This is a genomic window from Enterobacter cloacae complex sp. SHL018 (genome assembly GCF_049237905.1).
Taxonomy (GTDB): Bacteria; Pseudomonadota; Gammaproteobacteria; order Enterobacterales; family Enterobacteriaceae; genus Enterobacter; species Enterobacter hormaechei_C.
In genome coordinates, this window is sequence record NZ_JBMKJE010000003.1 from 427,578 (window position 1) to 440,288 (window position 12,711).

At 56.0% G+C, this 12,711-nt stretch carries 12 protein-coding genes; 9 read left to right on the forward strand and 3 right to left on the reverse strand.

The window, feature by feature from the left end:
* Position 1 precedes the first annotated feature (1 nt).
* The 4 genes from ACOTY5_RS15160 (at position 2) to ACOTY5_RS15175 (ending at position 5,246) form a co-directional block, all read left to right on the forward strand.
* Complete coding sequence (locus ACOTY5_RS15160; RefSeq protein WP_017383930.1) at positions 2–1,069, forward strand: Gfo/Idh/MocA family protein; 1,068 nt, start codon at positions 2–4, stop codon at positions 1,067–1,069.
* A 9-nt stretch (positions 1,070–1,078) separates the two neighbouring features.
* Positions 1,079–2,101 carry a Gfo/Idh/MocA family protein gene (locus ACOTY5_RS15165; RefSeq protein ID WP_032103138.1) on the forward strand — a complete coding sequence of 341 codons (1,023 nt, stop codon included), beginning with the start codon at positions 1,079–1,081 and terminating at the stop codon, positions 2,099–2,101.
* Positions 2,102–2,170: 69 nt separating this feature from the next.
* Positions 2,171–3,715, forward strand: coding sequence for an MFS transporter (locus tag ACOTY5_RS15170; protein WP_017383932.1), 1,545 nt, complete (start codon positions 2,171–2,173; stop codon positions 3,713–3,715).
* Positions 3,716–3,908: 193 nt separating this feature from the next.
* Positions 3,909–5,246 (forward strand): hemolysin family protein, encoded by a 1,338-nt coding sequence (locus tag ACOTY5_RS15175; RefSeq protein ID WP_006810357.1) that lies wholly within the window; start codon positions 3,909–3,911, stop codon positions 5,244–5,246.
* A gap of 76 nt (positions 5,247–5,322) precedes the next feature.
* Here ACOTY5_RS15175 and ACOTY5_RS15180 read toward each other — a convergent pair whose 3' ends face one another.
* A complete protein-coding gene (locus tag ACOTY5_RS15180) occupies positions 5,323–5,529 on the reverse strand; it encodes a DUF1107 domain-containing protein (protein ID WP_003856054.1) in 207 nt (68 codons plus the stop codon).
* A gap of 324 nt (positions 5,530–5,853) precedes the next feature.
* Between ACOTY5_RS15180 and ACOTY5_RS15185 the strand changes: the two genes are divergently transcribed.
* Positions 5,854–6,411, forward strand: coding sequence for a YtfJ family protein (locus ACOTY5_RS15185; protein ID WP_017383934.1), 558 nt, complete (start codon positions 5,854–5,856; stop codon positions 6,409–6,411).
* Here the strand turns inward: ACOTY5_RS15185 and cysQ are convergent.
* Entirely contained in the window at positions 6,405–7,145 is a 741-nt protein-coding gene (gene cysQ, locus ACOTY5_RS15190) for a 3'(2'),5'-bisphosphate nucleotidase CysQ (protein WP_015572488.1), read from the reverse strand. The genes ACOTY5_RS15185 and cysQ overlap by 7 nt on opposite strands.
* Positions 7,146–7,335: 190 nt before the next feature.
* On the opposite strand from cysQ, the gene ACOTY5_RS15195 reads away from it, so the two are divergent.
* Positions 7,336–9,279: a bifunctional 2',3'-cyclic-nucleotide 2'-phosphodiesterase/3'-nucleotidase gene (locus ACOTY5_RS15195; protein WP_045141841.1), complete on the forward strand. Its 1,944-nt coding sequence runs from the start codon at positions 7,336–7,338 to the stop codon at positions 9,277–9,279.
* Between the two features lie 93 nt (positions 9,280–9,372).
* Here the strand turns inward: ACOTY5_RS15195 and ACOTY5_RS15200 are convergent, their stop codons facing one another.
* On the reverse strand, positions 9,373–9,759 hold the full coding sequence (locus tag ACOTY5_RS15200) for a winged helix-turn-helix transcriptional regulator (protein ID WP_022650268.1): 387 nt from the start codon (positions 9,757–9,759) through the stop codon (positions 9,373–9,375).
* 84 nt (positions 9,760–9,843) lie between these two features.
* Between ACOTY5_RS15200 and ACOTY5_RS15205 the strand changes: the two genes are divergently transcribed.
* The 3 genes from ACOTY5_RS15205 (at position 9,844) to ACOTY5_RS15215 (ending at position 12,639) form a co-directional block, all read left to right on the forward strand.
* Positions 9,844–10,692: an SDR family oxidoreductase gene (locus ACOTY5_RS15205; RefSeq protein WP_017383937.1), complete on the forward strand. Its 849-nt coding sequence runs from the start codon at positions 9,844–9,846 to the stop codon at positions 10,690–10,692.
* 81 nt (positions 10,693–10,773) lie between these two features.
* On the forward strand, positions 10,774–11,598 hold the full coding sequence (locus ACOTY5_RS15210; protein ID WP_045141840.1) for an AraC family transcriptional regulator: 825 nt from the start codon (positions 10,774–10,776) through the stop codon (positions 11,596–11,598).
* Positions 11,599–11,673: 75 nt separating this feature from the next.
* Complete coding sequence (locus tag ACOTY5_RS15215) at positions 11,674–12,639, forward strand: DMT family transporter (RefSeq protein WP_017383939.1); 966 nt, start codon at positions 11,674–11,676, stop codon at positions 12,637–12,639.
* The last annotated feature ends 72 nt before the right edge of the window (positions 12,640–12,711 follow it).

Below are 12,711 nucleotides of genomic sequence, written 5' to 3' on the forward strand. Positions count from 1 at the left end.
CATGAACAAGAATGACGGAATGAACTACGCGCCGGTGGGCAAACCGCAGCCGGTGGTGCAGGCGGGTGAATTTGTATTTGCCGCCGCCGCGCTCGACCACGGCCATATCTACGGAATGTGTAATGGCCTGATTGAAGCAGGTGCCACGCTGAAGTGGGTTTACGATCCCGATCCGGCGAAAGTGGACACGTTTGTTCAGCAGTACCCGCAGGTGAAGGTGGCTGATTCCCTGGACGTTATTCTCGCCGATGGCGACGTGCGCCTGGTGGCCGGGGCGGCCATCCCCTCCGAACGCTGTGCGCTGGGGCTGAAGGCGATGACGGCTGGCAAAGACTACTTCACGGACAAAGCGCCGCTCACCACCCTTGAACAGCTGGCAGACGCCAAAGCGATGGTGGAGAAAACCGGGAAAAAATACGCGGTCTACTACAGCGAGCGTCTGCACGTGGAAAGCGCGGTCTTTGCCGGGCAGCTGGTACAGCAAGGCGCCATTGGTCGCGTGGTGCAAACCCTTGGCATGGGGCCGCACCGGGAAGGGACTGGCCGCCCGGACTGGTTCTACGATCGCCGCTATTTCGGCGGCATCCTGTGCGACATCGGCAGCCACCAGATCGAGCAGTTCCTGTTTTATACCGGCAACCGCGACGCCACCGTGGTCGCCAGCCAGGTGCGCAACGTTAACCACCCGCAGTATCCCGCATTCGAAGATTTTGGCGACGCCATGCTCAAAGGAGAAAACGGCGCCAGCGGCTATTTCCGTTGTGACTGGTTCACTCCTGACGGGCTCTCCACCTGGGGCGATGGTCGCCTGACGCTGCTCGGTACCGACGGGTATATCGAAATCCGTAAATATGTCGATCTCACCCGGGGTGAGCAGGATGTCGTCTACCTCGTCAATAACGAGGGCGAGTTCCGCTATCCTGTGGCCGGGCAGGTTGGGTTCCCGTACTTTGGCGAACTGATCCTCGACTGCCTGCACCGCACCGAAAATGCCATGACTCAGGCGCATGCTTTCAAAGCTGCCGAACTGTGCGTGAAAGCACAAATGCTCGCAAACGCAGCTGACTAAGGGGACGACATGAACATCCTGAACACGGCGATTATCGGTGCCGGGGCTATTCACAGTTGCCATGTGAATGCCCTGAGGCAAATCCCCAATGTCGCGCTGCGCGCGCTGGTCGATATCGACAGCGTCAAAGGACTGAAGCTGGCGATGAACTATCAGTGCCGCTTTTATCAGGATTACCGGGAAATGCTGCTGGATGACAGCATCGACGTGGTGCATATCTGCACGCCCCACTTCGAGCACAAAAACATGATTCTGGCGGCGCTGGCCGCCGGGAAACATGTCTTTTGCGAAAAACCGGTGGGCATGAACAGCAGCGAGCTTGCCGACATTGCCTCTGCCGCCGCGCAGGCACCCGGCAGGCTCGGCGTCTGCTACCAGAACCGGCTCAATCCGACCAGCCTGCGCATTCGCAAGGAGCTGGCGGAAGGCGTACTGGGAAAGATGTTAAGTATCAAAGCTGTGCTGACCTGGTCCCGCTCGGGGGCGTATTACACGGAAAGCCCGTGGCGCGGGCAGCTGGCAACGGAAGGTGGAAGCCTGCTAATCAACCAGGCGATCCATACCCTCGATCTGATGCAGTGGTTCGCGGGTGGCGTCACGCGGCTGAAGGGGGTAGTCGACAGCGGGGAACTGGCTGACGTCACGCAAGGGGAAGACAGCGCGATGGCCACGCTTCACTTTACCAACGGTGCGCGCGGTCTGTTTTATGCCAGCAACTGCCACACCACGGATTCCCCCCTCTGTCTGGAGATCCACTGCGAGCGCGGCTCACTGCTGCTCAACGACAACACGCTCTGGCGCATAACGCCCGGCGAACGATTTCGCCTGGAAAGCGATGCCTCTCCTGATGGCACCGCAAAAAGTTACTGGGGATTAGGACACCAGCAGGCGATCCGCCGTTTTTATCACGCTATTCATCACCCGGAGAGTACGGATTTTACCGATATTTGTACCGCCGGAAAATCACTCAAGATTGTGGAGGCTTTTTATCGGTCATCTCAGTTAAGACAATGGATAGATATTAATAATTAGAACGTCACGTGTAGTCCAGCAGTGCAATAAAAATACAACCTCTACATCTACCCTACACTGGATATTATTATGGTTAAACCAACTGAACGCAGAGTGGGTTATGGCGTGGCGCTTGGCTACGGCATAACCGACCTCTTTGGCGGAGGCGCTTTCGCCATTATCGGCACCTGGCTGTTATTTTTTTACACCACCTATTGCGGATTATCCGTCGTGGAAGCCGGCTCTATATTTGCTATTGCCCGCGTCATTGACGCGGTATTAAGCCCGATAATGGGTTACATCACCGACAATTTCGGCGACACCTGGCTTGGGCGTAAATTTGGCCGTCGCCGTTTCTTCTTATTACTCAGCTCTCCCTTAATGTTCCTCTATGCTCTGCTGTGGCTGACGGACATGGGTTACTGGTATTACCTGGGCACCTATCTTTCCATCGAACTGCTTTCAGCGATGGTGCTGGTGCCGTGGGAAACCCTCGCAGCGGAGATGACCAACCGCTATGAAGAGCGCAGCCGCCTGTCGGGCGTACGGATGATCTGCTCGCAATTGGGCGGTTTTCTTGCGGTGTCGGTTCCGGGCGTGATTATGCAATTTACCGGCAAAGATAATTCCTTTACCTACACGCTAACCGGACTGATATTTTCCTGCGTCTTTTGCATCGCGGTATTTATTACCTGGTACAGCACCTGGGAAGCAAAAGATGTGCATCAGGAGTATGACTTCAAAGTTGATACCCAGCGCAGCAGCGGAGTAATTAATCACCTCAAATATCTGGTGCTGGATCTCTTCTCTTCTTTTCGTATTCGCGCTTTCCGCCTGCATATTCTTATTTATATTTTCTCCTTCACCGCGATGGACGTATTTGGTTCAGTCTTTACCTATTACGTGGTGTATTGCCTGAGTCAGGATGCGGCAGCAGTGTCCGGCTGGCTAAGTATTGCGGCTTTTGCCTCCGTGCCCGGCACGTACGGATTTATGCTGTTACTCAACAGGCTGAACATGACCCCTTCCGCCGCACTGCGCCTTTCGTATAGCTGCATTTTCCTGGTGCTGGCATTCCTGTTTACGGTTTATCTCACCAAAACAGAGGTGCCAACGCTGCTGTTCTCCGCCGTCTTCATCCTGCTGGGTGCAGCCCGTTCCGGCCTCTATTACATTCCGTGGAATATTTATAGCTTTATTCCGGATATCGACGAGATCGTCACGCAGCAGCGCCGGGAAGGCATTTTCGCTGGCGTAATGGTGTTGACCCGCAAAAGCACCGTCGCCATTGCGATTATGATTATCGGCCTGGTGTTGCAGGAGTCCGGTTTTGTGAAAGGCAGTGGCGCACAGCCTGAAAGCGCGCTGGGAGCAATAATTGGCCTGATGATTTTTGCCACCGCCGCGCTGCTGGCAGTGAGCTTCTTCGCGACCTACAAATTTAAGCTGACCCGCGAGACGCATAAGGTGCTGCTCAAGGAGATCGCGCGTCGGAAGCTCGGTGGCGACTATCGCGACTGCGACGCCAGCACCCGCGTGGTCATCAAACAGCTGACAGGCTATGAGTACGATCAGGTCTGGGGCGGCGATGCCACACGCCTGGCTGTGGGCGAAAACTTATCCACCGTGAAATAGCCCTTCTCGCCGGATCGGCCCCATGCCGGTCCGGCTTTTTTTGCCGAAAACGTGACCTCTGGCAGGTTTACACGTCTTTACGCTATACTACCGCTGAAATAATCGGCTCAACGCTACGAGCTGAGTTCAATGTGTCTTCACACGAATGGTATCAACTCCCCTTCTGAGGATCTGGCGAGAAGCCGGATAAACTATGTTAAACAGTATTTTAGTAATACTTTGTCTTATTGCCGTCAGTGCATTTTTCTCGATATCGGAGATCTCGCTGGCTGCCTCCCGTAAAATCAAACTGAAGCTGCTTGCCGACGAGGGCAACATCAACGCATCACGCATTCTGAAAATGCAGGAAAACCCCGGCATGTTCTTTACCGTGGTGCAGATTGGCCTGAACGCGGTCGCCATCCTTGGCGGTATCGTGGGCGATGCAGCGTTTTCTCCGGCGTTTTATAGCCTCTTTGTTAAGTACATGTCCGTAGAGCTGGCCGAGCAGTTGAGCTTCATCCTCTCCTTCTCCCTGGTCACCGGCTTGTTCATTTTATTCGCGGACCTGACCCCGAAACGCATCGGTATGATTGCGCCAGAAGCTGTGGCTTTGCGTATCATCAACCCGATGCGCTTCTGCCTGTATGTCTTCCGTCCGCTGGTGTGGTTCTTTAACGGCCTGGCGAACGTCATTTTCCGCATCTTCAAGCTGCCGATGGTGCGTAAAGACGACATCACCTCCGACGATATTTATGCGGTGGTGGAAGCCGGGGCGCTGGCAGGCGTGCTGCGTAAGCAGGAGCACGAGCTGATTGAGAACGTTTTCGAACTGGAATCCCGTACCGTGCCGTCCTCCATGACCGGCCGTGAAAACATCATCTGGTTCGATCTGCATGAAGACGAGCAGAGCCTGAAGACCAAAGTGGCGCAGCATCCGCACTCCAAGTTCCTGGTCTGTAACGAAGATATCGACCATATCATCGGCTATGTGGACTCCAAAGACCTGCTGAACCGCGTGCTGGCAAACCAGAGCCTGGCGCTGAACAGCGGCGTGCAGATCCGCAACACCCTGATAGTGCCGGACACCCTGACGCTCTCCGAAGCGCTGGAAAGTTTCAAAACCGCCGGGGAAGACTTCGCGGTGATCATGAACGAATACGCGCTGGTGGTGGGCATTATCACCCTCAACGACGTTATGACGACCCTGATGGGCGACCTGGTCGGCCAGGGGCTGGAAGAGCAGATTGTTCAGCGTGACGAAAATTCATGGCTCATCGATGGCGGTACGCCGATTGAAGACGTCATGCGCGTACTCGACATTGACGAGTTCCCGCAGTCCGGCAACTACGAGACCATCGGCGGCTTTATGATGTTTATGCTGCGTAAAATCCCGAAACGTACCGACTCGGTGAAGTTCTCCGGCTTCAAGTTTGAAGTGGTTGATATTGATAACTACCGCATCGACCAACTGCTGGTAACGCGTATTGATAGCAAACCAACCGTGCTGGTGCCGAAACTGCCGGATGCGGAAGAGAAGGTATCGGCGTAATCCTTTGTATGCCCCACAAACATTAACGGCTCCCATCGGGAGCCGTCTTTTTAACTACTACTGCATAGCACGTTGGTTAAGCCATCTCAGTTTGCAGACGCATAACCTGACGGTTGACTTCGGACATCACAGACAAGTGCTGTTTGTCCTTCACTTTTGGGATAAGGATTTTGCCCTTATCGAACTCAAAAGCGCCAACATCCTTGATGTACAACCGTCCACGGAACAGGATCTTCACGTACTTCGCCACCTGAAGCGGGTTGTAGCGTTGGAAAATTTTCATTCTTGTATCTCCTGCGAATCATACGCTCTTGCGGTGCCACAATCGGCCCGACTGTCCTGAGCGCAAATTTTGATGCCCAATGACTATAGACCAGAACCTCGTACTTACCCAGTGTGCATAAGTTTATTTACCGTTTGATTACAATTATTCAGAATAATCTTTGCAAAGCGTGATACAGCGCAGTATATGCCGTCGTTTTTGCATGGATATGTGCGTTCGCCCGCAAACTGGCATCGGGATTGCGGGAAAAGCCTATTGATCGCACTTATGATTAAAAGCGCATGACCAAGTGGTCGGATCACCTGCTAACAATAAGGAAACACCATGACCCTACGTAACCTCCTGGCAGCAGCTTGCCTGTTGCTGCCGCTGATGGCTTCCGCACACAACATTGAAAAAGGACAACGTGTCCCGCCGGTCGGGATTGCTGACCGGGGAGAATTGATTCTCGACAATGATAAGTTTAGCTATAAAGCCTGGAATAGCGCGCAGCTTGCGGGCAAAGTGAGAGTTGTACAACATATTGCCGGACGTACATCCGCTAAAGAGAAAAATGCCACCCTCGTGGAAGCGATCAAAGCCGCAAAACTCCCGCACGATCGCTACCAGACCACCACCATCGTGAACACCGACGACGCGATTCCCGGCTCCGGGATGTTTGTGCGCTCAAGCCTTGAGAGCAATAAGAAGCTCTATCCCTGGTCGCAGTTTATTGTCGACAGCAACGGCGTGACGCGTAAGGCGTGGCAGCTGGAAGAAGAGAGTTCAGCGATTGTCGTGCTGGACAAAAACGGTCGCGTACAGTGGGTTAAAGACGGCGCGCTGACGCAGGATGAGGTGCAGCAGGTGGTTGCCCTGCTGCATAAGCTACTGACTCAGTAAAGTGATACCCGGAAGCCCGGATTCAGGAATGACTCGCGCGGGGTGTAGTCCAGTGGCTTACCCTGCCAGTCATGCACATGCGCGCCAGCGGCCGCCGCCACCGCATGCCCTGCCGCCGTATCCCAGACGTTCGTCGGCCCGAAACGGGGGTACAGCTGCGCCTGCCCTTCCGCCACCAGACAGAACTTCAGCGACGAGCCAATCGATGTCGTCTGGTGTTCACCCAGCTGTTGCAGATACTCCTCCAGCTCGCTGTCACTGTGCGAGCGGCTGATCACCACCAGCGGAGGACGGGCATCACGCACCTGGATCTGCTTACGCACGCCGCACTCTTCCTTCCAGGCTTTACCTTCCGCCGCGCTGTACATTACTTTCATCACCGGGGCGTAAACCACGCCAAGCACCGCTTTTCCTTTTTCAATCAGGGCGATGTTGACGGTGAATTCACCGTTACGCTTGATAAACTCTTTCGTGCCATCCAGCGGGTCGACAAGCCAGTAACGCTGCCAGTGCTGACGTTCATCCCAGCTCTGGGGCGCTTCTTCAGAAAGGACCGGTATATCCGGCGTCAGGGCCTGCAAACCTTTCAGGATCACCGCATGCGCCGCGATATCCGCCGCCGTCACCGGGGAGTCATCCGCTTTGCTGACAACATCCATCGGTTTCGCACCGTCGTACACCTGCATAATGGCATCACCCGCATCCCGTGCGAGCTGACAAATTTTATCTAACATTCTCCACCTCTTCGTTAACGCAGTGGGCATAACTTATTGTTTTAGTTATATCGTAATGTGAACAATTCCGCTATCTGTGAAGCAATTCTGGTTTCAGCGCCCTTTTTTCTGGCAGCATTCACACTTCTGTAAGCAACAAATACTACATACATATTCTTTTGTGGCTTGGATCGAAAAAAGGACTCCTCAGATGATTAAGTTTAGCGCAACGCTCCTGGCAACGCTGATTGCGGCAAGCGTTCAGGCAGCGACGGTGGATCTCCGTATTCTGGAAACCACCGATCTGCACAGCAATATGATGGACTTCGATTACTACAAAGATACCCCTACGGAAAAATTCGGACTGGTACGCACGGCAAGTTTGATCAACGCCGCCCGCGGTGAAGTGAAAAACAGCGTGCTGGTCGATAACGGGGACTTAATTCAGGGCAGCCCGCTCGGAGACTACATGGCGGCGAAGGGGCTGAAAAAAGGCGAGATCCATCCTGTTTATAAGGCAATGAATACGCTGGACTATGCCGTCGGCAACCTGGGCAACCACGAATTTAACTACGGCCTGAAATACCTGCACGACGCGCTGGCAGGAGCGAAATTCCCGTACGTTAACGCCAATATCATCGACGTTAAGACGAAGAAGCCGCTCTTCACCCCTTATCTGATTAAAGAGACCGAGGTTGTCGACCAGGACGGTAAAAAACAGACGCTGAAAATCGGCTATATCGGTTTTGTGCCGCCGCAGATCATGACGTGGGATAAAGCCAACCTCGACGGGAAAGTGACCGTCAACGACATTACCGAAACCGCGCGCAAATACGTGCCGGAGATGCGGGCGAAAGGGGCGGATGTGGTCGTCGTCGTGGCGCACTCTGGCCTCTCGGCCGACCCGTATCAGGTGATGGCTGAGAACTCCGTGTACTATCTCAGCCAGGTGCCGGGCGTGGATGCGATCCTGTTTGGTCACGCCCACGCCGTCTTCCCGGGCAAAGATTTCGCTGATATCAAAGGCGCGGACATCGAAAAAGGGACGCTCAACGGTGTGCCATCGGTGATGCCGGGCATGTGGGGCGACCACCTTGGCGTGGTGGATCTGGTGCTGAATAACGACAGCGGAAGCTGGAAAGTCACGCAGTCGAAAGCGGAAGCGCGTCCGATCTACGACGCAGCGGCCAAAAAATCTCTGGCAGGGGAAGATAAAAAGCTGGTCGACGTCCTGAAGCATGACCACGACGCGACGCGTGAATTTGTCAGCAAGCCGATCGGTAAATCGGCTGATAACATGTACAGCTTCCTCGCGCTGGTACAGGATGACCCGACCGTGCAGGTAGTCAACATGGCGCAGAAAGCCTATGCGGAGCACTATATTCAGGGCGATCCGGATCTGGCAAATCTGCCGGTACTGTCTGCCGCGGCGCCATTCAAAGTGGGCGGGCGGAAGAACGATCCGGCCAGCTACGTTGAGGTGGAAAAAGGCCAACTGACCTTCCGTAATGCCGCCGATCTCTACCTCTATCCCAACACCCTCGTGGTGGTGAAAGCTACCGGGAAAGAGGTGAAGGAGTGGCTGGAGTGCTCTGCCGGGCAGTTCAACCAGATCGATCCGCACAGCAGCAAACCGCAGTCGCTGATTAACTGGGACGGTTTCCGCACCTACAACTTCGACGTGATCGACGGCGTGGAATATCAGATTGACGTTACCCAGCCCGCGAAATATGACGGCGAATGTCAGGCCATTAATCCGCAGGCAGAACGTATCAAAAACCTGACCTTCAACGGCAAAGCGATTGATCCGAATACCACTTTCCTGGTGGTGACCAACAACTACCGCGCCTATGGCGGCAAGTTTGCCGGTACGGGTGACAGCCACATCGCCTTTGCCTCGCCGGATGAGAACCGTTCGGTGCTGGCGGCGTGGATCAGCGCGGAGTCGAAAAAGACGGGTGAAATTCATCCGGCGGTGGATAACAACTGGCGACTTGCGCCGATCCACAGCGACACTAAGCTGGATATTCGCTTTGAGACATCTCCGTCCGATAAAGCAGCCGCGTTTATCAAGGATAAGGCGCAGTATCCGATGCAAAAGGTCGCGACGGATGATATTGGGTTCGCGATTTATCAGGTGGATTTGAGCAGGTAGCGATGATTGTGCCGGGTGGCGGCTTCGCCTTACCCGGCCTACCCGCAATCCTCAATCCCGTAGGCCGGGTAAGCGCAAGCGCTACCCGGCATTTCACGCCGCACGCTCGTCCCTATTCGCCATCACCTGCGGCGTATTGACCTCAATCCAGTCGGCCAGCGCGGCCACCTTCTCGCTTACCTCCCGCCCCAGCGGCGTCAGGCTATACTCCACATGCGGCGGCACGACCGGATACGACACGCGATCGACAAACCCGTCATGTTCCAGCGCCTGTAAAGACTGAGCCAGCATCTTCTCGCTGACGCCGCCCATCTTGCGGCGCAGATCGCTGAAGCGATGCGTCCCCTGACGTAACGCCACCAGGATCAGCACGCCCCAGCGGCTGGTTACGTGTTTGAGCACCTCCCGTGACGGGCACTGTTCCGCAAAGAGGTTGCCATCGCGCATTTGCTCGCTGAGCGTTGGTATTGTTGTTTTCATACTTACCTTTTTGTACGTACTTACTAAAAGTTAGTTATGGTGATAGTGTGCCACAACACCAGACAAACACGAAGGAGATTCATCATGATCGCGATTACCGGCGCAACCGGCCAGCTTGGCCAACACGTTATTGAAGAACTGCTGAAAACCGTTCCGGCCAGCCAGATCGTGGCTATTGTGCGTAACCCGGCGAAAGCCGAAGCGTTGCGTCAGCAAGGGGTCGTTGTGCGTCAGGCGGATTACACCGATGAAGCCGCATTTACCACCGCGCTGAACGGCGTGGATAAACTGCTGCTCATCTCCTCCAGCGAAGTGGGCCAGCGTGCCGTACAGCACCAGAACGTGATAAACGCCGCCAAAGCCGCCGGGGTGAAATTCATCGCCTATACCAGCCTGCTGCATGCTGACAAATCTCCGCTGGGTCTGCACGTTGAGCACGTCGAAACCGAAAATGCCCTGGCGGCCTCCGGCGTGCCTTACGCTCTGCTGCGCAACGGCTGGTACACCGAAAACTACCTGGCAAGCGCGCCGCCAGCGCTGGAACACGGCGTATTTATGGGTGCCGCAGGCGAAGGCAAAATTGCCTCTGCGACCCGTGCGGATTACGCGGCGGCGGCAGCGAAAGTGATTTCTGAAGAGGGTCATGCCGGCAAGGTGTATGAACTGGCGGGTGATAATGCCTGGACGCTGAGCGAACTGGCTGCGGAACTGAGCAAGCAGAGCGGTAAGCCGGTAACGTATCAGAACCTCAGCGAAGCCGATTTCGCCGCTGCGCTGAAAGGCGTTGGTCTGCCTGCCGGGCTGGCGGAGATGCTGGCGGACTCCGACACCGGCGCGTCCAAAGGCGGCCTGTTCGACGACAGCCGTACCCTGAGCAAACTGATCGGCCGCCCAACCACATCACTGGCGGAAAGCGTCAAAGCCATCCTGTAGTTGTTAAAAATTGGTTATTTTTTGTGGCATCCCCTCGGGTCATCTCTGATAATGAAGCGATGACCCACAAGGAGGCTCACCGTGCAAGGCGTACCGGAACAGTTCACTGATGAGAGAGACAGCGCGCGCTTTCGCCATCTGGCGCAGTTGCCGGGCCTGGAGCTTTATCACGCCCATATCTCTGACTACGCCTTTGAGCCTCACACTCATGAAGCCTTCGGTATCGGCACCATCGAAACCGGTGCCGAACGCTTCCGCTATCGCGGTACCCAGCATCTTGCCGCGGAAAAATCCGTCGTGACCATGAACCCGGACGAGATCCACACAGGGGAATCCGCCACCGAAGGCGGCTGGCGCTACCGAATGGTCTACATCGAACCCGACCTGCTGGAAGAGGTCACCGGCCTGCGTCACTGGTGGTTTAATGACGTCACGCGCCACGACCCTTTGCGCTCGCGGCAGATTGGCCGGTTAATTTACGGCCTGTGGCACACCAACGATCCGCTGGCGCAGAAGGGGCTGCTACTGGATTTGATTCAGACTTTTCAGCCGCTGGCCCACCATGCGCCGGTGGTGCAGGAGGCCGCGCACCGCTTCGAACGCGTTCGCGACTATCTGCACGACAACTATATGCGCTCGCTGACCCTGGACGAGCTGGCTAACGTTGTCTCGCTCAGCCCGTACCATTTTCAGCGCCAGTTCAAAGCCCATTTCCACGTTACGCCCCACCAGATGCTGATGGCCATCCGGCTGTGGCGCGCAAAAGCATTCCTCACCCACGGCATGCCTGCCGCCGAGGTGGCCGCCGCGACCGGGCTGACCGATCAGTCGCATTTAACCCGCGCCTTCACCCGTCGCTACGGCATCACGCCCGTGCGCTACCAGAAACAGGTTATGCCGCGCTAATGCGCAACCTAATACAATACGCGCGCGTTTTGCCCTCCTACACTGATCGCAAAGTGAATCAAGATGGATGGAAAAATGATTAGCGGCGTGTTGTATGCCCTGCTTGCGGGTTTGATGTGGGGGCTGATTTTTGTCGGCCCGCTGATTGTGCCGGAGTACCCGGCAATATTGCAGTCGACCGGACGTTACCTGGCGCTGGGGCTGATTGCCGTGCCGCTGGCATGGCTGGGGCGCGCGCGTCTGCGTCAGTTGGGCCGCCAGGACTGGCTCACCGCGCTGGCGCTGACCATGATGGGTAATCTGATCTACTACGTCTGTCTGGCGAGCGCCATTCAGCGCACCGGTGCGCCGGTGTCGACCATGATTATCGGCACGCTGCCGGTGGTCATCCCGGTTTTCGCGAACCTGCTTTACAGCCAGCGTGACGGCAAACTGGCGTGGTCAAAAATGGCGCCCGCTCTGGTCTGCATCGCCGTGGGGCTGGTGTGCGTGAATATTGCCGAGCTTCGCCACGGCCTTGAAAACTTCAGCTTATGGCGTTACGGCTCAGGGATCTTTCTGGCGTTTATTTCGGTTGTCTGTTGGGCCTGGTATGCCCTGCGCAATGCACGCTGGCTGCGGGAAAACCCGGATAAACATCCGATGATGTGGGCGACGGCGCAGGCGCTGGTCACCCTCCCTGTCTCGTTGCTGGGCTATGTGGGCGCGTGTGTCTGGCTGGGTAGCCAGCAACCGGCATTTACCCTGCCCTTCGGACCGCGCCCGTGGGTATTCGTCGGGTTAATGGTCGCCATTGCCGTGCTCTGTTCGTGGGTGGGCGCGCTGTGCTGGAACATTGCCAGCCAGAAGCTGCCGACGGTGATACTGGGGCCGCTGATTGTCTTTGAGACGCTGGCAGGGCTGCTCTATACCTTCCTGATGCGTCAGAGCGTGCCGCCGCTGCTAACGGCCTGCGGGATCGCGCTGCTGGTCGTTGGGGTGGTGATTGCGGTGAGAGCGAAGCCGGAAAAACCGATGGTCGTTCCGGCGTCGGAGGGGTGAGCTTTTCGCCCAGCGGCGCTTCGCTTGCAGGGCCTACAAACCGTAGGCCGGGTAAGCGTCAGCGCCACCCGG

Bases quoted from the DNA above. Each gene is read 5' to 3' on its own strand.
- ACOTY5_RS15160 (WP_017383930.1), top strand. From the start codon at position 2: ATGAACAAGAATGACGGAATGAACTACGCGCCGGTGGGCAAACCGCAG.
- ACOTY5_RS15165 (WP_032103138.1), top strand. From the start codon at position 1,079: ATGAACATCCTGAACACGGCGATTATCGGTGCCGGGGCTATTCACAGT.
- ACOTY5_RS15170 (WP_017383932.1), top strand. From the start codon at position 2,171: ATGGTTAAACCAACTGAACGCAGAGTGGGTTATGGCGTGGCGCTTGGC.
- ACOTY5_RS15175 (WP_006810357.1), top strand. From the start codon at position 3,909: ATGTTAAACAGTATTTTAGTAATACTTTGTCTTATTGCCGTCAGTGCA.
- ACOTY5_RS15180 (WP_003856054.1), bottom strand. From the start codon at position 5,529: ATGAAAATTTTCCAACGCTACAACCCGCTTCAGGTGGCGAAGTACGTG.
- ACOTY5_RS15185 (WP_017383934.1), top strand. From the start codon at position 5,854: ATGACCCTACGTAACCTCCTGGCAGCAGCTTGCCTGTTGCTGCCGCTG.
- cysQ (WP_015572488.1), bottom strand. From the start codon at position 7,145: ATGTTAGATAAAATTTGTCAGCTCGCACGGGATGCGGGTGATGCCATT.
- ACOTY5_RS15195 (WP_045141841.1), top strand. From the start codon at position 7,336: ATGATTAAGTTTAGCGCAACGCTCCTGGCAACGCTGATTGCGGCAAGC.
- ACOTY5_RS15200 (WP_022650268.1), bottom strand. From the start codon at position 9,759: ATGAAAACAACAATACCAACGCTCAGCGAGCAAATGCGCGATGGCAAC.
- ACOTY5_RS15205 (WP_017383937.1), top strand. From the start codon at position 9,844: ATGATCGCGATTACCGGCGCAACCGGCCAGCTTGGCCAACACGTTATT.
- ACOTY5_RS15215 (WP_017383939.1), top strand. From the start codon at position 11,674: ATGATTAGCGGCGTGTTGTATGCCCTGCTTGCGGGTTTGATGTGGGGG.